The following is a 21,385-nucleotide window of genomic DNA, read 5'->3' on the forward strand; positions in this document are numbered from 1 at the left end:
CGGGCAGATGCCGTGCTCGCGCGGCATGCCTTGGCGAGCACGCGGCGGCATTGTGGCAAGAGGGATTGTGGGGCGCGATCGGCTGTGTAAAACCCTGTGTTGCCTGCCGGGCAAAGTGCCTGCGCAGTCCAACCCGCGCACGAGCCTCTGGCTGGCGGCCAGCAATCTCTTTTCTTGGATGGTGCACCGCTATGACTGACGATAAAGGCGCAAGGCGCAGCCGCCAGTATGGGCCAACGCCGCGGCAGTTGGCGTACTTCAAGGAGGTGGCGCACCACCTTAGTTTCAGAAACGCAGCTTCCGTGCTGTCGCTGAGCCAACCAGCACTGACTTCCGCCATTCAGGAGCTGGAATCCCTCGTCGGTGCCAGGCTGTTTGACCGGGGCACACGCTCGGTGCAACTGACGCCTTCCGGCAAGGCCATTCGCCCGCAAATGGAGTGGATGCTGAGCAATTACCTCCTTGGAGTTTAGGGCATTGAGCAGATGCTGCAGCGAGGCGAGGACATGTTGCGCATCGCGTATGTGCCCGCTGCCGCACAGCTGGCGGCTGCTTCCATCATTCAGTGGCAAAGAGCCCGCCCGATGACCATGCTCCAGTGGACCGACATGGGGGACCATCTGCTGGCCGCTGCCGTTGAAGGTGGAGAGGTCGATATTGGCTTGGGGCTGGGTTTCACGGCTTCCGAGACGCTGGAGACGCAACTGATTGCGCAGGAGCAGGTTGTGGCCATTGTGGCGCCGCACCACGTGCTGGCTAAAAAGCAGTCCCCGCAATGGATCGAGTTGCGTAACCACCCCTTGGTGATGCTGTCCCACGGTCACCAGCAGCAGGCCATCATGCGTTCAATGGAGCAGAGCGATTCCGACATGGCCTTGGTCAAATCGGTATCGCATATCGAGTCCCTGTATGCCATGGTGGAAACCGGCATGTATGTGGGCCTGGTGTCCAGCCTCTATGAGGCCTGCTATCTGGCCAGAGGGCTTGTGGCGGTCAAGGCGCAGTCGCCTGCATTGACCCGGTATGTGAGTCTGGTGACACGCAAATGCCTACCCGGCGCGCGCCGTCCGATTGTGCAGGATTGCTGGGAATACCTGTGCATGCACATGAAGAAGGTGGCGTAGAGCCCAACTCTCTCATGCCCTTCATGCCATTGATGAAAAGGCAACCCACATCCACACGGTGAGACGCAATGCGTTACTGCGCCCCTGTCGCATTCTGAAGGCGCACGGTGTCGTGCGCCATGCGTGATCAGGCGGTCAGGCGCTCCAGCGCTTCACGGTACTTGGCCGCAGTCTTGTCGATCACTTCCTGGGGCAGGCGAGGAGCGGGCGCGGTCTTGTCCCAGGGTTTGCCGTTCACCTTGGCCTGTTCCAGCCAGTCGCGCACAAACTGCTTGTCATAGCTGGGAGGGTTGGTGCCATGTGCCAGTGCATCGGCATAACCTTCCACGGGCCAGTAGCGCGAGCTGTCGGGCGTCAGCACTTCGTCCATCAGCACCAGCTTGCCGTTTTCGTCCAGGCCGAATTCGAACTTGGTGTCTGCAATGATCATGCCCTTTTCCAGGGCGATGGAGGCCGCCTTTTTGTAGATGGCAATGCTCAAGTCGCGAATCTGGGCGGCCAGTTCGGGGCCCACGATTTCGACGGTGCGCTCGAAGGTGATGTTTTCGTCGTGCTCACCCGCTTCAGCCTTGGCTGCAGGGGTGTAGATGGGTTCGGGCAACTTGGCGGAGTTGACAAGGCCTGCGGGCAGCGGGACGCCGCACACCGCTTGCGATTCCTGGTATTCCTTCCAGCCGCTGCCGGCCAGATAGCCGCGCACTACGGCCTCGATGGGCACGGGCTTGAGGCGCTTGACCAGCATGGAGCGTTGGGCAACCTGGGGCACTTCGTCAGGCTGCACCACGGATTCCGGTGCGTCACCCGTCAGATGGTTGGGGCAGATGTCTCTCAGCTTGTCGAACCAGTACAGCGCCATTTGCGTCAGCAGTGCGCCCTTGCCGGGGATCGGCTCGCCCATGATCACGTCAAAGGCGGAGAGGCGGTCCGACGCGACCATCAGGATGCGGTCGTTGCCGACAGCGTAGTTGTCGCGCACCTTGCCGCGGGCCAACAGAGGCAGGGAGTGGAGCTTGGAGGTATGCAGTGCAGAAGGTACGGACTGGGTCATGGTGATGCAAAACAATGGACGGGCACCCGCCGCGCGCATGGCAGGCGCGCAGGCTCGCTGCGGAGGGCAAGCTTGGAATTGTAGTCGCCATGCCTTGTGTGGCCTGATGTGGGCACCGTATGTCTTCTTTCCTGGTGCAGTATTGGTTTACCAGACGGTAAAACACGTAGGTGCCTACGTGCGCCTGCATGCTGCAGCATGTGTGGCGTTAAACATGCAACTGCCCGCAGCGCGCCAGCACATAGGGATGGGGGGCTGCAAATTTGGGAGCGGGAATGTCTTATTTGTAACAAAACGAGCGGAAATCGTTGTCAGCGAACAGAAAGAATCCTACTTCGATGGGTTGTCATAGGCTTGCAATTTTGTAGGTCAGGGCGCATCATGGTTTCTACGCATGCATGTGTTTCCCCCTTCGGGTGGCTTGGGTTGCAAGCAACCTGAGGCACTTTTCTCGATTTGCAGAAGGAGACTTATTCATGAACCTGACGATCAGCGGGCACCATTTGGAGGTGTCCCCGGCGTTGCGCGAATATGTAACCGCAAAGTTGACCCGCATCACGCGGCACTTTGACCAAGTGGTGGATGCCAAAGTTTTACTTTCGGTGGAAAAGCAGAAGGAAAAGGAGAAACGGCAGCGTGTAGTGTGCAATCTGCGGGTTAAGGGCGATGAGCTGTGTGTACAGTGCTCCCACCATGATTTGTATGCTGCGGTAGATGCTTTGGTGGACCGGCTCGATCGCATGGTCGGTCGCCACAAGCAACGTGTTCAATCTCACTACAGCGATGCTTTGCGGCAAGCAATGGCGTAAACCCTCGGCTTTTGCCGAGGAAAAAAGGAATCTGTCTGAGTACTGACCGATAATACGTGCAGCAACACCTGCATCAAGGTGTTGCTGCGTTTGTTTGATCACGCTCCTGGTTGCCTGCCTTATTGCCGCACTTCACTATGAACTGTCTTGCCTCTATCCTGCCCCCAGCTCAAGTGCTAGTGAGCGTGGATGTCACCAGTAAAAAACGCGCGTTCGAAGAAGCCGGTCTGCTGTTTGAAAGCCTGCATGGGCTCTCGCGTGCCTTGGTCACCGACAGTCTGTTTGCACGTGAACGCCTGGGCTCCACCGGCCTGGGTCATGGTGTGGCCATCCCGCATGGCCGTATCAAGGGGCTCAAATCGCCGATGGCCGCCGTTTTCCAGCTGGAGCGTCCCATTGGTTTCGATGCCCCTGATGAACAACCTGTTCATTTGCTGATCTTTCTGCTGGTGCCTGAAGCAGCAACCCAGCAGCACCTTGAAATATTGGGCGAAATCGCCGAGCTGCTCTCCAACGCCAGCCTGCGCGAGCAGATGAAATCCACCACCAACGCAGAACAGTTGCATCAGCTGATTGACTCCTGGCAGTCATCGGCCCAATCGTCGACCACGGCGCACGCGTAAGCGAGCCTCCAGACGGCGGCTTTTCGCGCCACCTGTCCGTACCAAAGCGCACCCCCGGGTGCGCTTTGTGTTGCTGTTGCGGCTTTTCCTGCTACGCTTTCAAGTATGCAAGGTGCGCGCGCGGCGTGCCCGCCGCCTTGCATACAGGTTTTGAAAGGGCAGTACGGTGAAACCCAATGTCGTCAGCGCAGATGTGTTGTTTGAGGAGTTCCGCTCCTCGCTCCGGTGGGAGTGGCTGGCGGGCCTTGGCGCGTCCGAGCGGCGCTTTGACGAAGTGGCCGTGCGCAGCGCGCGCTCCAGTGCCGATCTGGTCGGCTATCTGAACTACATCCATCCGTACCGTGCGCAGGTGCTGGGTGAGCGCGAAATCGCCTATCTCACCAATTCCACCACCGAAGACTGCCGTCGCCGCATTGCGCGCATTGTCACGCTGGAGCCACCGGTGCTGGTGCTGGCCGATGGGCAGGGTGCGCCCGATGAGCTGCTGTCCATGTGCGAACGCGCGCACATTCCGATGTTCGCAACCAGGGAGTCGGCAGCGTTTGTGATCGATGTGCTGCGCGCCTACCTGTCCAAGCATTTTGCCGACCGGGCCACCATGCATGGCGTGTTCATGGACATTCTGGGCATGGGCGTGCTGATCACGGGCGAATCGGGCCTGGGCAAGAGCGAGCTGGGGCTGGAACTGATCACGCGCGGCAATGGCCTGGTGGCCGACGACGCGGTCGATCTGTACCGCATCAACCAGACCACGATTGAAGGCAAGTGCCCGGACTTGCTGCAGAACCTGCTGGAAGTGCGGGGAATCGGCCTTCTGGATATCCGCGCCATCTTTGGCGAGACCGCCGTGCGCCGCAAGATGCGGCTCAAGCTCATTGTGCATCTGGTGCGCAAAGAGACCATGGAGCGTGATTACGAGCGTCTGCCCTCGGCGCCGCTGACGCAGGATGTGCTGGGCATTCCGGTGATGAAGGTGGTGATCCAGGTGGTGGCCGGCCGCAATATTGCCGTACTGGTGGAAGCGGCTGTGCGCAACACCATCTTGCAATTGCGCGGGATCGACACCTACCAGGAGTTTGTGGACCGGCACCGCAAGGCGATGGCCAGCGGGCGCGAGCTGTAGGCCTTTTGCGGGCAGGCCCGCGTTACACCCGCTATACCAGCCGCAAATCCTTGACCGCCGCCTGCGGAAACACCTGCTGCACCTGCGCGGGCGTCAGGCCGTACATGCGTGCAAACAGGCCACCCAGCACGCTGCGGTACTCGTTGAGCACAGGGTAGTCGCGGTTCTGGAACAGATTCGCTTCGCTCACCTCTATCTGTTCGCCTACGACATGGCCTCCTGCCTGCGCGGAGAGGCTGCCGCCCAGCAGCCAGTACGCGGTGCCGTGGCCATGGTCTGTGCCCTTGTTGCCGTTTTCGCGGAAGGTGCGGCCAAATTCGCTGATCACCGCCACCACGGTGTGGCGCCAGGGCTCAGGCCCCATCTCCTGCGCGAAAGCGGCCAGGCCGCGGCCCAGGTCGTCCAGCCGGTTGGCCAGGTTGCCGCTGGCGCCGCCCTGGTTCACGTGCGTGTCCCAGCCGCCCACGTCGACGAAGCCCAGGTCGAACTGGTCGCGCATCAAGGTGGCCATGCGCTGCGCCACGAGGCTGAAGCCCTTGGCGCTGATGGCATCGCGCCCGGCCTTGTCCATTTCTTCCTGCATGCCGCGCAGCACGGCATCGCGCACGGCAAAGCCTTCGTTTACGGCGGGCGCCAGCGGGGTGCCGGCATACATGGCGGCAATGGCGCGGCTGCGGTTGGCGTCGACGCTGCCTTTGCCGACATCTGCCAGGGCTGTATTGGCGATGCGTGCCGGGCCGCGCATGCACAGCGGCAGTTGCGCGGTGAATGCCATGGGCGCCATGCCGCTGCGCCCTTGCAGCAACTGGGCCAGGCGGTTCATGAAGCCGGTGCGAAAGCTCTGGTGGGCGTCCAGCGGCTGGCCCAGTTCGATGGAATCCTGGGTTTCGAAATGGCTGCGCGAGAGGTCATGGGTGCCTGCAAACGGCACAAAGCAGGCCTGCCTGCCCTGAAAGAGCGGCAGCAGGCTGCCTTCCATTGCCGGGTGCAGGCCCCAGCGGGTATCCAGCGGCAATGCGCCATTGGCTTCTCCCGGGCGCGCGATGGCAATCGTGGGGCGCGCCGCGTAGTAGAAATCGCTGTGCGTGGGCACCAGCAGGTTGCTGCTGTCGTAGGCGCCGCGCAAGAACACGAGCAGAAGGCGCGGTGTGTCGCTACGCGGTGCGGCGGCGCGCGCACGCGCCAGGCTGAATGTGAGCGGCAGGCTGGCTGCAGCGGAGAGAAAGTGGCGTCTTTGCATGGCGAACCTCGTCAGCGAACCATCATCTCGGGGGCGGAGAGAAAGTAGGTGTTCCAATCGGGCACATTGCGCGCCTGCGCGAGCGCGGCGCGTGTTGCCGCGCTCCACTGGTCCACGCGGCTCTGGGCCGTGGCACGTTGCGCCAGGTCAGGGTAGGGCGGCTGCTCAAGCGGCGCCTTGGGGTCGGTGCGGAACAGGACTGCACTGCGTGCTGCAATCTGCCGGGCCACATCAAAGCGTGCGGCCATCTGGCCGGAGCTGGCCCAGTCCGACTGCGACATGGGATAACCGTCCGGCGTTTCGTGGCCGTAGATGGGCTGGCCCAGGCGGTTGATCCAGCCGATCACCGGGCGCACGTCGCTCGCCACGCGTTCGTCGTATCCCAGGCGCACGGCGCCCAGCACATAGTGCATTGGGTCCTTGAAGCGCTGGCCTTGCTGTGCCTGGGCCTGCGGCGCCGTCAGCAGGCTGCGCAGGGTCGCGGCGATATCGCCGTGGCTGCTGGTGAAGGCGGCTGCGGTGCGTTGCACCAGAGCGGGAGGCGGGTTGTCGTCGATGAAGAACACCGCCAGCTTGCGGGCGATGAAATGGGCCGTGGCAGGGGATGCAACGATGCGGTCCAGCGCCTCATCGACCGCTGCCAGGCCTTTGGCGCGCAGCGGCTGCCCCAGAAAGACCTGCGGCGCATAGTCGTGCCGGTTGGGGTTGAACTCGAAAAACCCCTGACGGCGGTAATCGGCCCGCAGCGCGGGCGGGAGCCGAGGTGGCGCATCGGCGTCGCGGGTGCTGAAACCCACGCCCGTCAGCACGTGTGCCATGGCCTGCACATCGGCCTGGGTGTAGCCGCTGCCCACGCCCATGGTGTGCAGCTCCAGCAACTCGCGGGCGTAGTTTTCGTTGATGTGGTCTTTGGCGTTGCTGGCGTTGTCCAGGTACAGCAGCATGGCGGGGTGGCGCATGCTGGCTTCCAGCAAGGTGCGGAAGTTCCCCAGCGCATTGGGTCGAATGGCCTGCTCCTCGTAGTCGCCAATCCACAGCCGGGTTTCGCCTTTGCGGGTGCTGACGTTGAAGTGGTTCATCCAGAACCAGGTCATCTGCTCCTGCAACTGGGCTGGCGAGTACAGGGCACGCAGCACCTGGCGCTGCTGGGCCTGGGCCGCAAGCTGGTTCAGGTGGCGCTGCACTTCCTGGCGCAGGCGCGTGCTCTCGCCTTCGTCAGTGGCGTTGCGTATGGCGAGGCGTTGCGAGGCTACATCGCGTTGTATGTCGGCCATGCTGCGCTGGCTGATTTCCATCTCTGCAATGCGTTGCTGCGCCTCGGCAGGCAGGGCTGGTTGCTGAGGATTGAGTTGCTCGTCCAGCCAACGGCGCAGCCCCAGGCGCTGCAAGCGCTGATCGGCACTGTCACTGGCGCCCCAGGTCACGCGGTCGAGCCACTGCAGGCGCTGGGCGGCGCTCAGCGGCGCGTCGGGCACCGCGGTCTGGCTGCTGACCACGCCTGGTGGCTCGTGAGAGGCGCAAGCGGTAAGCCAGAGGGCGCCCGCCAAGGCGGCAGCGCTGAGGGATAGCATTCGGTAGGCACGCATGGCAAAGGGCTCTTGCTGCAGATATGCCATGGTGCCTTGCTGCCGTCGCGCTGCTGTAAAGCTATGTATGCAAAACGTAAAAAAGCGAAGCGTTTTGGGCGCTTCGCTTTGAATTTTTAAAAAGGTGAAAGGGTCTGCTTATTTGGCCTTGGTGGCGCAATCTGCACATTGGCCGTAAAGGGCCATCGAATGGTCATGCACCACCCAGCCCTTGCTCTTGGCGATGGATTGCTGGCGCTTTTCGATCTCGGCGTCGTAGAACTCTTCGACCTTGCCGCAGCTGGTGCAGACGAAATGGTCGTGGTGCTGGCCTTCGTTCAGCTCGTAGACGGCCTTGCCGCTTTCAAAATTGCTGCGAATCAAGATACCAGCCTGCTCAAACTGGGTGAGCACGCGGTACACGGTGGCCAGGCCGATGTCGGAGCGCTCTTCCAGCAGCACGCGGAACACGTCTTCTGCCGTCATATGGCGCTGGGATCCGTTCTGGAAGATGTCCAGGATCTTGAGGCGTGGAAGGGTTGCCTTGAGGCCGGTGCTTTTGAGTTCGTCGATGTTCTTCATAACAAGGTCTTTCAAGTTTGCCCGCGCAGGATGCGGGCTTCTGGAGAAGGCCCGGAGACCAGCCGCTACAATGGCCGATCATATCGCTATGTCTATAACCATGCCTGAATTTGTTCGTTCCGGCGTCCGCATGGCGGCGCTGCTCGCCTTGGGCGCCAGTGTTGCTGCCTGCGGCTCATTCAATGAGGCCAGCCGCAAGTTTGCCGACTCCATCACGCCCTACAAGGTGGAGGTGGTGCAAGGCAATGTGATCACCAAGGAGCAAGTGGACGCCCTGCAAAAGGGCATGAGCCGCCAGCAGGTCCGAGACCTGCTGGGCACGCCGCTTCTGACCAGCGTGTTCCACTCCAACCGCTGGGATTACGTTTTCACCATCAAACGCAAGGGCGTGCCGGAGCAGGAGCGGCGCTTTACCGTCTTCTTTGATGACACGGGCCTGGAGCGTTACGAAGGCGATGAGATGCCGAGCGAGCAGGAGTTCGTCGCATCGGTCACCACCTCGATCAAGAACCCCAAGGTGCCGCGCCTGGAGGCAACGCCTGAAGAGTTGGCCAAGTACCAGAAGGACGAGGCCAAGCCCGCCGATGCGGAACCCGCACCTGCCTCCAACACCAGCAACGCTACGGCACCCGACAGCTACCCGCCGCTGGAATCTGCACCGCGTTGATGCACCTGTTTTGATAGCTGCTGGCGCTTGCTGGTCGGGCGCTGGTGGCCAAAATTAATGATAATCAGGCGATGGGGCGGGCAGGCCGCCCGCGCCACAGGAACCGTTTCATGACTGCCACCGCTACCTCCGCACCATCCGCCATCCGCGTAGCCATTGCTGGCGCCAGTGGCCGCATGGGCCACATGCTGATCGAAGCCGTACTGGCCAGCCCTGACCTGCGACTGACCGGTGCGCTGGATGCCGCAGGCAACCCCAGCCTGGGCGCCGATGCCGGTGCTTTTCTGGGCAAACCCACGGGAGTTGCCGTGACGGCCGATGTGGGCCAGGCGCTCGCCAATGCCGATGTGCTGATCGACTTCACCCGCCCCGAAGGTACGCTGGCCCATCTGGCCGTAGCGGCTGAAAAAGGCGTAGGCGTGGTCATTGGCACCACGGGTTTCAATGACGCGCAGAAGGCGCAGATTGCCCAGGCGGCCGAGAAGACAGCCGTCGTCTTTTCTCCGAACATGAGCGTGGGCGTCAACGTCACCTTCAAGCTGCTCGAGATGGCAGCCAAGGCGCTGCAGGATGGCGGCTATGACATCGAAATCATCGAAGCGCACCACAAGCACAAGGTGGATGCGCCTTCCGGTACGGCGCTGAAGATGGGCGAGGTGATTGCCGATGCCCAGGGCACCAAGCTCGCCGACCGCGCCGTGTACGAGCGCTATGGCGATACCGGCGCGCGCGTGGATGGCAGCATCGGTTTTGCCACCGTGCGCGGCGGTGATATCGTGGGCGACCATACCGTGCTGTTTGCCGGCGATGGCGAGCGCATCGAGATCGCCCACAAATCCAGCAGCCGTGCCGGTTACGCCAAGGGCAGCCTGCGTGCGGCGCGCTATCTGGCAAAGCACAAGCGCGGCCTGCACAGCATGTACGACGTGCTGGGCCTGAACCCATAAGCCTGCAGGGAGCGGCACATGACGACATGGCAATGGCTTTCGCAAGCGGACGGCGTGGCCCGTGGCACGGCCGTGGTGCTGCTCATCATGTCGGTCATCAGCTGGGTGCTGATTCTCTACAAGGCCTGGTGGCTGTCGCGCGCCCAGCGAGATACCGCGCGCGCCACCAGCGCTTTCTGGCAGGCCAGCAGCTGGGAGCAGGCGCGCACCCAGTTGCCGGGTTTTGACCGCGCAGCGCTCATCACCCCTGCGGTGGATGCCATTGAACACATTGTTGGGGGCATTCCCGCTGCGCAGCACAGCCTGGCGGTGGCCAGTGGCGCGCAGGTGCAGACCACGCGTCTGCTGCGCGAGGTGCTGCAATCGGCCAGCCACCGCCTGCAGTGGGGGCAGACGGTGCTCGCCACCATTGGCGCTACGGCACCCTTTGTCGGTTTGCTGGGCACGGTCTGGGGCATTCACCATGCGCTGGCTGCATTGGCCGGGGCCGATCATGTGAGCCTGGAGCAACTGGCCGGTCCGGTGGGCGAGGCCCTGGTGATGACCGCAGCAGGCCTTGCCGTGGCACTGCCTGCCGTGCTGGCCTACAACCTGCTGGGCCGCAAGGTGGCGCAGGTGGAAGAGCAGCTCGAAGGATTCGCCCTCGACATGCAAACCTGGGCCTTGCAGCAGGTGGTGCAGCCCAATGCGGCGGTGGCACCCATCCCTACACCGCAAACAGCTATGGATTACATAGCAAACGTGGGCAGCCGCTGACGCGGCGCAGGCACGGCCATGGCATTCGGACGCTTCAGCAAACCCGCGAGTCACCCGCCCATCAGCGCCATCAATGTGACGCCGCTGGTCGATGTGATGCTGGTGCTGCTGGTGATCTTCATCATGGCGGCACCCTTGCTGGCCGCGTCCATTCGGCTGGATCTGCCCAAGGCTGCCAGTGCGACCGCCGACAACCCCCCCGCAGCCATCGCCGTGCAGATGAACGCGAAAGGCGAATTGTTTGCCGATGGCAAGGCGACGGATCTGGCCGCACTCAAGGCGCTGCTCAAACAGCAGGCCGAACGCAACCCGCAAACCGAGGTGCAACTGTCCATTGACCAGAGCCTGCCTTATGCGCGGGCGGTGGAATTGATGGACGCCGCGCAATCCGCTGGCCTCTCCCGCATGGGCTTTGTGGCGCAACCTGCAGCGGCTTCGCCCGCCGCGCAAAGCCGCTGATATTCTTGCCAGTGCACGCAGCACCTGCGTCGCCTGCCGGTATCGTCTATCGATACTTGCCCGCGCTGTGCTCGGGCAATGGATGGCATTGGCTACAGTGCTGCAGCATGATCGATGCATCCCCAAACGAGGAGAAGTGATGGATTCAAGCCTCTACCAAGCAGCCGCGCAGGCCGCGCCCGGCGACGGCAAGGCCGCCCGGCTGTACGCATTGGCGGTGTCGCCCGGTGCGCCGCAGGCCCTGGCACGGCGTGTGCGCTGGGGCTTGATGCTGGTGGCTGCGCTGCTGCTGGCCAGCGGGCTGATCTTCTGGGTGGCTGCCAACTGGCAGGGGCAGTCGCGCCTGTTCAAGCTGGGCCTGATCGAGGGAGCACTGGCGCTGTCGGTGCTGGTGGCCTGTGCTTGGCCACGCGCCAGGGTGCCCGCGCTTCTGTGCGCCACATTGACGCTGGGCGGGTTGCTGGCCTACGTGGGCCAGACCTACCAGACCGGCGCAGACGCCTGGCAGCTGTTTGCCGTGTGGGCGGCGCTGTCGCTGATCTGGGTGGGTCTTGCGCGCAACGATGTGCTCTGGACGGTGTGGGTGCTGGTGCTGGCCACTGGTATCGTCACCTGGTCGGGCCGGGTGGACCTATGGAATGTGTTTTTTCTGGATCGGGAACAGCTACCGCAACTGCTGCTGCGCATGGCACTGTGGCTGGGCCTGGCGCTGGTGCCTGCGGTGGTGTCGCTGATTCCGTGGCTGCGGGTGCAAGGGGGCGTGGCATGGTGGTCGCACCGCATGGCACTGGGCCTGGCGCTGGCAGCCTGGGTGGGTATTGGGATAGTTCAGGTATTCGATTTTGGTGCCAAACACACTGCGCTGGGCTGGGTGCTGTCGGCCGTGCTGGTGGCTGCCACCTTGCTGGTGTCGCTCTACGGGCGGTTTCAGGACTTTGTGGCCGCCAGCCTGGCGGCGCTGGCCGCCAATGTGCTGGTGCTGGCACTGGTGGCGCGCTGGCTGGCAGACGGCAGTGATCTGGAGGCATTGCTGGTGTTTGGTCTCATCGCCTTGGCTTGTCTGGGTGGCTCGGTGCGCGGCCTCATTGCAGTGCAGCAGCGTATGCGCGCTTTGCCTGTGGCAGAACGGGAGGTGGTGTGATGGCCGGTTTGCGATCTTCATCCGCATGGTGGGCGGCGGCCCGCCAGCAGGGCCTGGTGCACAGCGATGCGCCCACGTCCGACAGCCACGAACCTGGCCCGTTGCTGATCGGCCTGGCCATGCTGGGGGCGCTGGCCTGTCTGCTGCCACTCGGTATCTTTTTTGCGCTGGCATTGGATGAGCGCTTTCTGCTGGGCCCTGGTGGCCTCGTGACGGGCACGCTGGCGCTGGCCATTGGCGGCTGGCTGCTGCGCGGTTACACGCAGGCTTTTGTCAATTGCGTGGCTCTGGTCTTGTGGGCACTGGGGGGTGGGCTGCTGGTTTTCAACCTGGGTGATTCGCTGTTCGATTCGCGCCCCGGAGCGCTTTTGCTGTGCGCCCTTGCGGCTGGCTGGGCCATCGGTGGGGCCTGGCTGGCGCAGGCGCGCTGGATCCAGTCGGTCATGGGCGTGTGCTGGGCGGTGGCTGCTTATGCATTTCTCAGCATCTTGGAGAGTTTTGTGCCGGTGCTGTGGAGTCTCCAACTGGGCAGTCTGTTGCTGGCGGCCCTGTGGTGGTGGTGGCTGCGTGCCGAGCCCACGCGGCTGGCACTGCCGCATCAGTGGTGGTCGCATCCGCGCTGGGCGGCGTTTGCCGATGCTGCTGTGGTGGGCGTGCTGGGCTCTGCTCTGTGGGGTTTTGGCCGCCGGTGGTGGCTGATCAGTTGGGCAGGTGTCTCAGATGCGGATGCGCCGGGTTGGGGTGATGTGGTCACAAGCGCGTGGATATTGGGCCGGGGCATTGCCGCAGCGGCGACCTTGCTGGCCACGGTGCTGCTGGTGCAAACCTGGAAGTCGCGCGGCGTGGCGCAGAACCGTGCAGAGGGTGCGGACGCTTCTGGCGGCCGGTTGCAGGCTCTGTTGTACCTGGCGGGCGCGCTGCTGGCTGCGGCTGCCTGGTTCAGCACCAGCCTGGCCGTGGTGGCGGTGGTGGCCGCCGGCGCGCTGCTGGGTGCGCGCTGGCGCATTGCCGTGCTGTGCGCGGCCATTGCGCTGTTTCTGCTGGGCCAGTTTTACTACTACCTGGGCTGGCCCCTGGCCGTCAAAGGCTTGGGGCTGGCGGTGCTGGGCGCTGCGTTGCTGCTGGGCTTATGGCTGCTGCGCCGCGCTACGACCACCGCGCCTGCAAGCCAGGGCGCGGCGGTTGGCGAGCCATCCGCCAAGGGCCGGCTGGCATGGCTGCTGGCGGGGGCGGTGCTGGTGTTTGGCCTGGTGAACTGGGACGTGCGTGGCAAGGAGCAGGTGATCGCCTACGGCCAGCGCATTCTGGTGCCGCTGGTGCCGGTCGATCCGCGCTCGCTGATGCAGGGTGATTACATGGCACTCAATTTTTCGCTGCCGCAAGAGGTGAGCGAGGGCCTGAAAAACGTGCTGGCCCCCGTGCAGCGTGTGCGTGCCAGTGTGGATGCACAAGGCGTTGCCACGGTGCTCTCTCTGGCAGACAGTGGTGCGCAGCCCGGGCAGGGCGAGGTGATTCTGCCGCTCAAGCAGCTCAAGGGCCGCTGGGTGCTGGTGACGGATGCCTATTTCTTCCCCGAAGGGCAGGGCGCGCATTTTGCACCCGCCAAGTTTGGCGATTTTCGTGTGCTGCCCGATGGCCGTGCCTTGCTGGTGGGGTTGGCCGATAGCGAAGGCCGCGCGGTGGAGCCGCTGCCGGTGCGCTCCATCTGGGAGATCGCCCCGGTGTCAGGCAGCACGGAAGCCACCGAGGCCACGGAAGCCGAACTGACGGAAGCCCCTGCCATCATGGATGCCGAGCCTGCCTCGGCAGAGGCGAAGTAGGGGGCCGCCAGAAACTCAGCTGTCCAGTGCCCGTACCTCATTCTGGCGTAGCGCGATCTTCACATCGGAGCCCGATGGGTACTGGAAGGCGCGCAGGCCGAATTCCGGCAGGATGGCCATCAGGTGATCGAAGATGTCGCCCTGGATGGCTTCATATTCCTGCCAGGCCGTGGTGTCGGTGAAGGCATATACCTCCAGCGGCGTGCCTTCGGCGGTGGCCTCCATCATCCGGGCCATCAAGGTCATGTCCTTTCTGAGCTTGGGGTGCGCGCGCAGGTACAGGTTGACATAGGCCCGGTAGGTGCCGACGTTGGTGAGCTGGCGCAGGTTGACCACTTCATCGGCCATGTCCGGCGCCCGGGTGGAAAAGTCGTGGTTGTAGGCGGTGATCTCCACCATCTTGCTGTGCAGGTAGGGCGCCAGCAGCTGGATGTGGCCAAGCTCCCCAATCTCGGTTTCGGAGAGAAAGCGGATGCTTTCCGTATCGATGCGCAGGCTGCGTTTGATGCGGCGGCCGCCGGATTCGGACATGCCGCGCCAGTTCTTGAAGCTGTCGCTCATCAGCCGCCAGGTGGGAATGGTGGTGATGGTGTTGTCCCAGTTGCGGATCTTGACGGTGTTGAGTGCCATGTCTACCACCGCGCCGTCGGCGCCCACCTGGTCCATCTGCAGCCAGTCGCCCACCCGCAGCATGTCGTTGCCCGAGAGTTGCACTCCGGCGGTGAAGGACAGGATCGTGTCCTTGAACACCAGCATCAGCACCGCCGACATGGCGCCCAGCCCGCTGAGCAGGATGAGGGGTGAGCGGTCGATCAGCACGGCCACCATTACGATACCGGCCACCAGCGTGATGAGCAGCTTGCCCAGTTGCACATAGCTCTTGATGGAGCGTGTGCTCTGGTCGACCTGCAGCCTGTCTTCGTTGCGCTGCAAAACACCATCGAGCACGGCCATCAGAAGGCGCGCCACCTGCAGCACGGTCACCGCAATGGCAACATTGCGCACCACGGTGGATACCATCAATGGCAAGTGCGGCACCGCGCCGATGCCGGTCTGGATGACCAGCGATGGCACGACCTGTGCAGCTTTGGTGAGCACGCGGTCGTCCAGCAATGTGCGCAGCCAGTTGGTTGCATTGGGGGCGTTGCGCAGGCGCGATACTGCTTTCAACAGGCCGAACCGCACTACGGCACGCAGCACATAGGCGAGCACCACCAGGGCGGCAAGGCCCGCCGCAGTCTGCATCCAGGGGTCGAGGTCGTTGATGGCATCCCAAGTCACAGGCAAGAATCCTTTCCGGCGCGGTTGACGCGGCCAGTTATCAAAACAGGAGCGGCTGGCGCAGTCTCGGCGCGCACCAGCCATGTATCTGCAGGGTATTTTTGCACGCAGTCCCAAAACCGCATGGCGGGCTGCGGCACTAGCAGCACACGGGGCTATGGCGATGCGCCTACAATCTTTGCCCAATTGTTGGCCCATTGAATCCCCGATGGGCATGGCCCCGCAAAACGCTGTGGGCAGCCGCTTGTTCCAGACCCGTTCCATGCAAGAGAAATACAACCATTCCGACGTTGAAGCCGCAGCACAGAGCCAGTGGCAAGCCCAAGATGCCTATCGCGTGAGCGAAGACGCAGGCAAGAAGAAGTTCTACGCTTGCTCCATGCTGCCCTACCCCAGCGGCAAGCTGCACATGGGCCATGTGCGCAACTACACCATCAACGACATGCTCACGCGCCAGCTGCGCATGCAGGGCTACAACGTCTTGATGCCCATGGGTTGGGATGCCTTCGGACTGCCGGCCGAGAACGCCGCCATCAAGAACAAGGTGCCCCCTGCGCAGTGGACCTACGACAACATCGCCTACATGAAAAAGCAGATGCAGGCGATGGGTCTGGCCATCGACTGGAGCCGCGAAGTGGCCACCTGCGATCCGGATTACTACAAGTGGAACCAGTGGCTGTTCCTCAAGATGCTGGAAAAGGGCGTGGCCTACCGCAAGACCCAGACCGTGAACTGGGACCCGGTGGACCAGACTGTGCTCGCCAATGAACAGGTGATCGATGGCCGCGGCTGGCGTACCGGCGCGCTGGTGGAAAAGCGTGAGATCCCCGGCTACTACCTGGCGATCACCGATTACGCACAGGAGTTGCTTGACCACGTGCAGATGGGCAACCCCAAGGCGACCCTGACCGGCTGGCCCGACAAGGTGCGCCTGATGCAGGAAAACTGGATCGGCAAGAGCGCCGGCGTGCGCTTTGCGTTCACGCATGACGTCAAGGGCGCTGATGGCGCGCTGATCGGCGGCGGCAAGATGTACGTCTTCACCACCCGGGCCGACACCATCATGGGCGTGACCTTCTGCGCTGTGGCGCCCGAGCACCCCTTGGCCTTGCACGCGGCAGCTGGCAAGCCCGAGCTGGCCGCCTTCATCGAGGAATGCAAGAAGGGCGGCACGACCGAGGCGGAGCTGGCCGTCAAGGAAAAGGAAGGCAAGCCCACGGGCCTGTTCGTCACCCACCCCATCACCGGCGCACAGGTCGAGGTGTGGATTGGCAACTACGTGCTGATGAGCTATGGCGATGGCGCGGTGATGGGCGTGCCTGCGCATGACGAGCGCGACTTTGCGTTTGCCAACAAGTACGGCCTGCCGATCCAGCAGGTGGTGGCGGTGGAGGGCGAAGGCCCCTACGACAGCAAGCAGTGGCACGACTGGTATGGCGACAAGGAGCGCGGTGTTCTCATCCACTCCGGCGCTTTTGACGGTCTTCATTACAAGGACGGCGTGCAAGCCGTGGCCAAGGCGCTCGAAGCCAAGGGCCTGGGCGAGCTCAAGACCACCTGGCGCCTGCGCGACTGGGGCATCAGCCGCCAGCGCTACTGGGGCACGCCGATCCCCATCATCCACTGCGAAGACTGCGGCCCGCAGCCCGTGCCCGAGAAGGACCTGCCGGTTGTACTGCCGCAGGATCTGGTGCCCGATGGTTCGGGCAATCCGCTGATCAAGAGCGAAGCCTTCCACGCAGGCGTGGTCTGCCCCTGCTGCGGCAAGAGCGCACGCCGCGAGACCGACACCATGGACACCTTCGTGGATTCGTCCTGGTACTTCATGCGCTATTGCGACGCGAAGAACAGCGAGCACATGGTGGCCGACGGCGCCGACTACTGGATGCCGATGGACCAGTACATCGGAGGCATTGAACATGCCATCCTGCACCTGCTGTATGCGCGTTTCTGGACCAAGGTGATGCGCGACCTGGGCCTGGTGAAGATCGATGAGCCGTTCACCAAGCTGCTGACGCAGGGTATGGTGCTGCGTGGCGCGTTCTCGCAAAAACTGCCCACAGGCGCCAAGGCGTACTACTGGGAGCATGAAGTCGATCTCATCACCAATGACAATGGCGTGGTGATTGGCGGCACCCTGAAGGCCGATGGGTCGAAACTCGATTACGAGATGACGACCATGTCCAAGTCCAAGAACAACGGTGTCGATCCGCAGGATCTGATCGAGAAATACGGCGCTGATACCGCGCGCCTGTACACCATGTTCACCGCGCCACCCGAGCTGACGCTGGAGTGGAACGAATCGGCCGTGGAAGGCAGCTACCGTTTCCTGCGCCGCGTGTACAACTTCGGGGTCAAGCTGAGTGCTCCTGAATTTGTAGCTCTTCGCGCAAATGCATTGAGCGCTGATGGGCTCAAAGGCGTCCAATTCAGCAAGGAAGCCAAGGCACTGCGCCTGGAAATCCACACCGTGCTCAAGCAGGTGGAATACGACTACTCGCGCATGCAGTACAACACTGTGGTTTCCGGTGCGATGAAGATGATCAACGCGCTGGAAGACTTCAAGGCGCTGGACAGCCAAGGCGGCCGCGAAGCTGTTGTCGAAGGCTTCGGCATCCTGCTGCGCGCGCTGTACCCCGCTACGCCCCACCTCACGCAGATGCTGTGGAATGCGCTGGGCTACGACAAAGCCATGGGCGGCCTGCTGGATGCGGCCTGGCCGCAGGTCGATCCGCAGGCTCTGGTGCAGGACGAAATCCAGCTGATGCTGCAGGTCAATGGCAAGCTGCGCGGCTCCATCGTGGTGGCAGCCGGCGCCGACAAGGCCGCCATTGAAGCTGCCGCGCTGGCCAATGAGGAGTTCCAGAAGATCGCTGCGGGCGCGGTGCCCAAAAAGATCATCGTGGTGCCGGGCCGCCTGGTGAACGTGGTAGTCTAAGCGCATGAATAGACGCACGCTGCTCACTGCCCTTGCAAGCGCGCCGCTGCTCGCGGCGTGCGGTTTCAAGCTGCGCGGATCGGTCGATTTCGCCTTCAAGTCGCTGTACTTGAACGGTGCGGCCAATTCGCCCTTTCTCAAGGAACTGCAGCGCAACCTCGAAGGCGTAGGTGCGCTCAAGGTGCTGCGCGACCCGACCGAGGCCTTGCAGGCCGAGGCCATCTATGACGATCTGGGCCAGCGCCGTGAGCGTGTGGTGGTGTCGCGCAATGCCGCAGGCGAAGTGCGTGAACTGCAGATTCGCCTGTTCACGCGCTTTCGGGTGCGTGACCAGAAGGGCGGCTACTACGTGACCGAGGCGGAGCTGATGCAGTACCGCGAAATCAGCTACGTGGAAACCTATGCGCTCTCCAAGGCCAACGAGGAAGAGATGCTGTTCCGAGACATGCAGACCGATCTGGTGCAACAGATCGTGCGGCGCCTGTCCATCGTCAAGACAGTCACCACCACGGATTGATGGCACCGTGACATGGTGTCGATTGCTATTAAATATATAGCTTTCGACGCTTGTGTGGAGGCCGCCAGTAGGCAAAAAACATGCAAATTGCCCTGAACCAGTTGACCGCCCAGCTCGGCAAGGGCCTGCGCACGCTCTACACCGTGCATGGCGATGAAGCCTTGCTGGTGCAGGAGGCCGTGGATGCGATCCGTGCCGCCGCCCGCGCGGCAGGGCATAGCGAACGCAACAGCTTCACCGTGGCCGGTGCTCATTTTGACTGGAGCGCCGTGCTCGCCGCAGGAGGCAGCCTCTCGCTCTTCGCAGACAAGCAGATCATCGAGGTCCGCATTCCCAGTGGCAAGCCGGGCAAGGACGGCAGCGCCGCCTTGCAGCAACTGGCTGAAAGCAGCGTGGGCAATGATGCCACGCTCACCATCGTCATCCTGCCCAGGCTCGACAAGGCGACCAAGACAGGCGCCTGGTTTGCCGCATTGGAGGCCAATGGCGCGACCATCCAGGTGGACAGCATCGAACGCGCGGTGCTGCCGCCTTGGATTGCCCAGCGCCTGCAATTGCAGGGCCAGCACGTCAAAAGCGGCGAAGAAGGCCAGCGCACCCTGGCTTTTTTTGCCGACCGTGTAGAGGGCAATCTGCTTGCTGCACACCAGGAAATCCAGAAGCTGGGCCTGCTCTATCCTCAGGGCGAGCTGGCATTCGAGCAGGTGGAGCAGGCCGTGCTGAACGTGGCTCGCTATGACGTGTTCAAGCTGTCGGACGCCGTGCTGTCCGGCCAGGTGCTGCGTACCGAGCGCATGCTGAGTGGCCTGCAGGCAGAGGGCGAGGCCGAGGTGCTGGTGCATTGGGCGCTGGCCGAGGACATTCGCGCAATGAAGCGCGTCAAGGACGCGTTGCGCAATGGCCGTCCCATGCCCATGGCGCTGCGCGAAAACCGTGTCTGGGGCAACAAGGAGCGCCATTTCGAGCGCGTGCTGCCGCGCATCAGCGACGCGGCCGTCGCCCGGCTGCTGCATTCGGCCCATGCCGTCGATGGCATTGTCAAAGGCCTGAAGGTGCCCGAGTGGCCCCAGGATGGCTGGCAGGCGCTGCACCGCCTCGCATTGCAGACCTGCAAGGCCTGTGCGCAGGGGCGCTGACTCCGATAGCCCGCTTTTTCACATGAACCCAAGCCCGCATCTGCGGGCTTTTTTCTTGGCCTCTGGCAGGTTCAAATGTAAAGCGAGCGAAGAAATTGCTCTGCTATGTAAAGTGATAGCACGATCATCCATCCACTCTATGAGCCCATATGTAACGTCTTTTTTGACTGTCATGTAAGGATTTCAGAGGGAGTGTTTCACAGAACATTCATTCAAGAATCTAGATGTTTCAAATGTCATTAATTTGACTTGAATCATTTGGTTGCAATCAGTCACCGCAGTGCCATTTTAGGCAGGTACAAATGCGACCTGAGACAAGATAGTTTGAATGCATATTTGTGAGGTGAAGATGAAATACCCGCAAAACATGGCCATACAGGCCATTTTCCGTTTTGGCGTGCAGAAGTGGATGGCTGCATTGGCGGTGGCTGCTTTTCTGCCTGCCGTGCAGGCACAGAATAACCAGCAGGTCATCATCAGCGGCGGTGCGGTGAATATCTCTGGCCCCGGTGCGCATGCGGTGATGAATATCTCGTCCACCAAGAATATCTCTCATATTCGAGGAAATAATCAGGTGGCTGTGGTTAATGGCGCGGTGGTGAATTCTGCCATGTTTGGCGCGTACAGTGAATTGAATATTGCGTCACGCAATGGGGGATCCGGTGCTGGCAACCAGGTGGTGTCCGTGGGCGGGCCTGTGGTCACCCAGGCCTCCGGCATGGGCGTGCGCAATGTGGTGAACATTGGTGGCCGCTGATAGCTGCAGCTGTCAGGGTCGTTGATGAAGTTCGGTTGCTCCGAAGTGGAGGGACTGATTGCAACAGTGCTCCTACAAGCACTCTTTTATTTCAGTAACGAGGAGTTTTTATGAAAAAAGTTATCGCTGTTCTGGTGTCTGGTATGGCAATTGCATTTGCTGCTCAAGCCGAGGTGAAAATCGGTGGTAATAATGACCAGAAGGTCACCGTGAAGAACGGCGCCGTGGCCAATATGGCTATTGGTGCTGGCGCAACGGCCAAGCAGAATCTGGCTTCCAACAAGGGTAATGTCAATATTGGTGGCAACAACAAGCAAGAAGTTTCGGTGACCAATGGTGCGGTGGCCAATATGGCTATCGGTGCCATGACCAAGGCTGAGCAGAATCTGGCTTCGAACGACGGCAAGTAAATCGCCGGTATTGCTTTGATCAAAGAATGGGGTGATTGATTCACCCCAATTCAATTGCAAGGGAGGAGCATATGAAAACAGGTTTTATATGCGCTGCGGTAGTGGGCCTGGCATGTGGTCTGGTGCAGGCACAGCAGAAACCACCAGCGGGTCGCAATGGGCTGGATCCTGCATCTCGTAACAAAGTGGTGAACGTCATGGCGCGCGACAACATGGGCGAAAAGGATGTGCGCGCCAACATCGAACGCGAGATGGTCACCAGTCCGTCGGGCAAGAACTGCACCACCAATGTGGGCACCCAGCCCAAGGTGAACGAAGGCATCGCGGGTATCGGCAACCGGTACGGCGGCGGCAACACCGACCAGGTCACGGTAGTACGCGGCTCCGTCATCAATATTTGCAAGTAGGCATGGCGGCGCTGCTGCCCAGATCCTGCGTCAGA

23 protein-coding genes are annotated in these 21,385 nt (G+C 62.1%); 18 read left to right on the forward strand and 5 right to left on the reverse strand.

The features are described from left to right. Positions 1-191 precede the first annotated feature (191 nt). Positions 192-473, forward strand: coding sequence for a LysR family transcriptional regulator (locus tag ABIE32_RS17940; protein ID WP_429018122.1), 282 nt, complete (start codon positions 192-194; stop codon positions 471-473). A gap of 33 nt (positions 474-506) precedes the next feature. Then, positions 507-1,124 (forward strand): LysR family transcriptional regulator substrate-binding protein, encoded by a 618-nt coding sequence (locus ABIE32_RS17945; RefSeq protein ID WP_429018123.1) that lies wholly within the window; start codon positions 507-509, stop codon positions 1,122-1,124. Positions 1,125-1,251: 127 nt separating this feature from the next. Here the strand turns inward: ABIE32_RS17945 and ABIE32_RS17950 are convergent, their stop codons facing one another. Beyond that, a complete protein-coding gene (locus tag ABIE32_RS17950; protein WP_429018124.1) occupies positions 1,252-2,172 on the reverse strand; it encodes a phosphoribosylaminoimidazolesuccinocarboxamide synthase in 921 nt (306 codons plus the stop codon). Between ABIE32_RS17950 and ABIE32_RS17955 the strand changes: the two genes are divergently transcribed. The 4 genes from ABIE32_RS17955 (at position 2,171) to hprK (ending at position 4,727) form a co-directional block, all read left to right on the forward strand. Beyond that, a complete protein-coding gene (locus ABIE32_RS17955) occupies positions 2,171-2,524 on the forward strand; it encodes a hypothetical protein (protein WP_429018125.1) in 354 nt (117 codons plus the stop codon). The two genes, ABIE32_RS17950 and ABIE32_RS17955, sit on opposite strands and share 2 nt — an antisense overlap. A gap of 124 nt (positions 2,525-2,648) precedes the next feature. After that, positions 2,649-2,981: a ribosome hibernation-promoting factor, HPF/YfiA family gene (gene hpf / locus ABIE32_RS17960; protein ID WP_224151171.1), complete on the forward strand. Its 333-nt coding sequence runs from the start codon at positions 2,649-2,651 to the stop codon at positions 2,979-2,981. Between the two features lie 137 nt (positions 2,982-3,118). Then, positions 3,119-3,604: a PTS sugar transporter subunit IIA gene (locus ABIE32_RS17965; protein WP_224151172.1), complete on the forward strand. Its 486-nt coding sequence runs from the start codon at positions 3,119-3,121 to the stop codon at positions 3,602-3,604. Between the two features lie 166 nt (positions 3,605-3,770). Next, positions 3,771-4,727 carry an HPr(Ser) kinase/phosphatase gene (gene hprK / locus ABIE32_RS17970; RefSeq protein ID WP_224151173.1) on the forward strand — a complete coding sequence of 319 codons (957 nt, stop codon included), beginning with the start codon at positions 3,771-3,773 and terminating at the stop codon, positions 4,725-4,727. A 31-nt stretch (positions 4,728-4,758) separates the two neighbouring features. On the opposite strand, the gene ABIE32_RS17975 is transcribed toward hprK, so the two are convergent. The 3 genes from ABIE32_RS17975 to fur form a co-directional block, all read right to left on the reverse strand. Continuing rightward, positions 4,759-5,967, reverse strand: a complete 1,209-nt coding sequence (locus tag ABIE32_RS17975) for a DUF1501 domain-containing protein (protein WP_429018127.1) — start codon at positions 5,965-5,967, stop codon at positions 4,759-4,761. Positions 5,968-5,978: 11 nt separating this feature from the next. Beyond that, positions 5,979-7,583 (reverse strand): DUF1800 domain-containing protein, encoded by a 1,605-nt coding sequence (locus ABIE32_RS17980; RefSeq protein WP_429018128.1) that lies wholly within the window; start codon positions 7,581-7,583, stop codon positions 5,979-5,981. A 108-nt stretch (positions 7,584-7,691) separates the two neighbouring features. Further along, entirely contained in the window at positions 7,692-8,114 is a 423-nt protein-coding gene (fur, locus tag ABIE32_RS17985) for a ferric iron uptake transcriptional regulator (RefSeq protein ID WP_184711297.1), read from the reverse strand. 100 nt (positions 8,115-8,214) lie between these two features. Between fur and ABIE32_RS17990 the strand changes: the two genes are divergently transcribed. From ABIE32_RS17990 to ABIE32_RS18015, 6 genes are all read left to right on the forward strand, one after another. Further along, a complete protein-coding gene (locus ABIE32_RS17990; protein WP_429018129.1) occupies positions 8,215-8,781 on the forward strand; it encodes an outer membrane protein assembly factor BamE in 567 nt (188 codons plus the stop codon). A 110-nt stretch (positions 8,782-8,891) separates the two neighbouring features. Continuing rightward, a complete protein-coding gene (dapB, locus tag ABIE32_RS17995) occupies positions 8,892-9,728 on the forward strand; it encodes a 4-hydroxy-tetrahydrodipicolinate reductase (protein WP_429018130.1) in 837 nt (278 codons plus the stop codon). An 18-nt stretch (positions 9,729-9,746) separates the two neighbouring features. Then, positions 9,747-10,484, forward strand: a complete 738-nt coding sequence (locus ABIE32_RS18000) for a MotA/TolQ/ExbB proton channel family protein (RefSeq protein WP_429018131.1) — start codon at positions 9,747-9,749, stop codon at positions 10,482-10,484. Between the two features lie 18 nt (positions 10,485-10,502). Beyond that, positions 10,503-10,943, forward strand: a complete 441-nt coding sequence (locus tag ABIE32_RS18005; protein WP_224151179.1) for an ExbD/TolR family protein — start codon at positions 10,503-10,505, stop codon at positions 10,941-10,943. Between the two features lie 139 nt (positions 10,944-11,082). Then, on the forward strand, positions 11,083-12,084 hold the full coding sequence (locus ABIE32_RS18010; RefSeq protein WP_429018132.1) for a DUF2157 domain-containing protein: 1,002 nt from the start codon (positions 11,083-11,085) through the stop codon (positions 12,082-12,084). Beyond that, a complete protein-coding gene (locus ABIE32_RS18015; RefSeq protein WP_429018133.1) occupies positions 12,084-13,904 on the forward strand; it encodes a GDYXXLXY domain-containing protein in 1,821 nt (606 codons plus the stop codon). The genes ABIE32_RS18010 and ABIE32_RS18015 overlap by 1 nt, the downstream gene beginning before the upstream one ends. 15 nt (positions 13,905-13,919) lie before the next feature. Here the strand turns inward: ABIE32_RS18015 and ABIE32_RS18020 are convergent, their stop codons facing one another. Beyond that, complete coding sequence (locus ABIE32_RS18020) at positions 13,920-15,149, reverse strand: mechanosensitive ion channel family protein (protein ID WP_429018147.1); 1,230 nt, start codon at positions 15,147-15,149, stop codon at positions 13,920-13,922. A gap of 298 nt (positions 15,150-15,447) precedes the next feature. Here ABIE32_RS18020 and leuS point away from each other — a divergent pair, with 298 nt between their 5' ends. The 6 genes from leuS to ABIE32_RS18050 all read left to right on the forward strand — a co-directional run bounded on the left by leuS (position 15,448) and on the right by ABIE32_RS18050 (position 21,350). Then, entirely contained in the window at positions 15,448-18,123 is a 2,676-nt protein-coding gene (gene leuS, locus ABIE32_RS18025; RefSeq protein ID WP_429018149.1) for a leucine--tRNA ligase, read from the forward strand. 4 nt (positions 18,124-18,127) lie between these two features. After that, positions 18,128-18,640, forward strand: a complete 513-nt coding sequence (lptE, locus tag ABIE32_RS18030) for an LPS assembly lipoprotein LptE (RefSeq protein WP_224151183.1) — start codon at positions 18,128-18,130, stop codon at positions 18,638-18,640. Positions 18,641-18,720: 80 nt separating this feature from the next. After that, positions 18,721-19,776, forward strand: coding sequence for a DNA polymerase III subunit delta (holA, locus tag ABIE32_RS18035; RefSeq protein WP_429018134.1), 1,056 nt, complete (start codon positions 18,721-18,723; stop codon positions 19,774-19,776). Positions 19,777-20,125: 349 nt separating this feature from the next. Further along, positions 20,126-20,533: a hypothetical protein gene (locus ABIE32_RS18040; RefSeq protein ID WP_224151185.1), complete on the forward strand. Its 408-nt coding sequence runs from the start codon at positions 20,126-20,128 to the stop codon at positions 20,531-20,533. A gap of 110 nt (positions 20,534-20,643) precedes the next feature. Then, on the forward strand, positions 20,644-20,943 hold the full coding sequence (locus ABIE32_RS18045; protein ID WP_224151186.1) for a hypothetical protein: 300 nt from the start codon (positions 20,644-20,646) through the stop codon (positions 20,941-20,943). Positions 20,944-21,014: 71 nt separating this feature from the next. After that, positions 21,015-21,350: a hypothetical protein gene (locus tag ABIE32_RS18050; protein WP_429018135.1), complete on the forward strand. Its 336-nt coding sequence runs from the start codon at positions 21,015-21,017 to the stop codon at positions 21,348-21,350. Positions 21,351-21,385 lie beyond the last annotated feature (35 nt).

This window comes from Comamonas sp. 4034 (genome assembly GCF_050434545.1).
Taxonomy (GTDB): Bacteria; Pseudomonadota; Gammaproteobacteria; order Burkholderiales; family Burkholderiaceae_C; genus Comamonas; species Comamonas odontotermitis.

What these genes read in the sequence shown, in the direction of transcription:
- ABIE32_RS17940 (WP_429018122.1), top strand. Translation starts at nt 192, where the DNA reads ATGACTGACGATAAAGGCGCAAGGCGCAGCCGCCAGTATGGGCCAACG.
- ABIE32_RS17945 (WP_429018123.1), top strand. Translation starts at nt 507, where the DNA reads ATGTTGCGCATCGCGTATGTGCCCGCTGCCGCACAGCTGGCGGCTGCT.
- ABIE32_RS17955 (WP_429018125.1), top strand. Translation starts at nt 2,171, where the DNA reads ATGGTGATGCAAAACAATGGACGGGCACCCGCCGCGCGCATGGCAGGC.
- ABIE32_RS17950 (WP_429018124.1), bottom strand. Translation starts at nt 2,172, where the DNA reads ATGACCCAGTCCGTACCTTCTGCACTGCATACCTCCAAGCTCCACTCC.
- hpf (WP_224151171.1), top strand. Translation starts at nt 2,649, where the DNA reads ATGAACCTGACGATCAGCGGGCACCATTTGGAGGTGTCCCCGGCGTTG.
- ABIE32_RS17965 (WP_224151172.1), top strand. Translation starts at nt 3,119, where the DNA reads ATGAACTGTCTTGCCTCTATCCTGCCCCCAGCTCAAGTGCTAGTGAGC.
- ABIE32_RS17975 (WP_429018127.1), bottom strand. Translation starts at nt 5,967, where the DNA reads ATGCAAAGACGCCACTTTCTCTCCGCTGCAGCCAGCCTGCCGCTCACA.
- ABIE32_RS17980 (WP_429018128.1), bottom strand. Translation starts at nt 7,583, where the DNA reads ATGGCATATCTGCAGCAAGAGCCCTTTGCCATGCGTGCCTACCGAATG.
- fur (WP_184711297.1), bottom strand. Translation starts at nt 8,114, where the DNA reads ATGAAGAACATCGACGAACTCAAAAGCACCGGCCTCAAGGCAACCCTT.
- ABIE32_RS17990 (WP_429018129.1), top strand. Translation starts at nt 8,215, where the DNA reads ATGCCTGAATTTGTTCGTTCCGGCGTCCGCATGGCGGCGCTGCTCGCC.
- dapB (WP_429018130.1), top strand. Translation starts at nt 8,892, where the DNA reads ATGACTGCCACCGCTACCTCCGCACCATCCGCCATCCGCGTAGCCATT.
- ABIE32_RS18000 (WP_429018131.1), top strand. Translation starts at nt 9,747, where the DNA reads ATGACGACATGGCAATGGCTTTCGCAAGCGGACGGCGTGGCCCGTGGC.
- ABIE32_RS18005 (WP_224151179.1), top strand. Translation starts at nt 10,503, where the DNA reads ATGGCATTCGGACGCTTCAGCAAACCCGCGAGTCACCCGCCCATCAGC.
- ABIE32_RS18010 (WP_429018132.1), top strand. Translation starts at nt 11,083, where the DNA reads ATGGATTCAAGCCTCTACCAAGCAGCCGCGCAGGCCGCGCCCGGCGAC.
- ABIE32_RS18015 (WP_429018133.1), top strand. Translation starts at nt 12,084, where the DNA reads ATGGCCGGTTTGCGATCTTCATCCGCATGGTGGGCGGCGGCCCGCCAG.
- ABIE32_RS18020 (WP_429018147.1), bottom strand. Translation starts at nt 15,149, where the DNA reads ATGCAGACTGCGGCGGGCCTTGCCGCCCTGGTGGTGCTCGCCTATGTG.
- leuS (WP_429018149.1), top strand. Translation starts at nt 15,448, where the DNA reads ATGCAAGAGAAATACAACCATTCCGACGTTGAAGCCGCAGCACAGAGC.
- lptE (WP_224151183.1), top strand. Translation starts at nt 18,128, where the DNA reads ATGAATAGACGCACGCTGCTCACTGCCCTTGCAAGCGCGCCGCTGCTC.
- holA (WP_429018134.1), top strand. Translation starts at nt 18,721, where the DNA reads ATGCAAATTGCCCTGAACCAGTTGACCGCCCAGCTCGGCAAGGGCCTG.
- ABIE32_RS18040 (WP_224151185.1), top strand. Translation starts at nt 20,126, where the DNA reads ATGAAATACCCGCAAAACATGGCCATACAGGCCATTTTCCGTTTTGGC.
- ABIE32_RS18045 (WP_224151186.1), top strand. Translation starts at nt 20,644, where the DNA reads ATGAAAAAAGTTATCGCTGTTCTGGTGTCTGGTATGGCAATTGCATTT.
- ABIE32_RS18050 (WP_429018135.1), top strand. Translation starts at nt 21,015, where the DNA reads ATGAAAACAGGTTTTATATGCGCTGCGGTAGTGGGCCTGGCATGTGGT.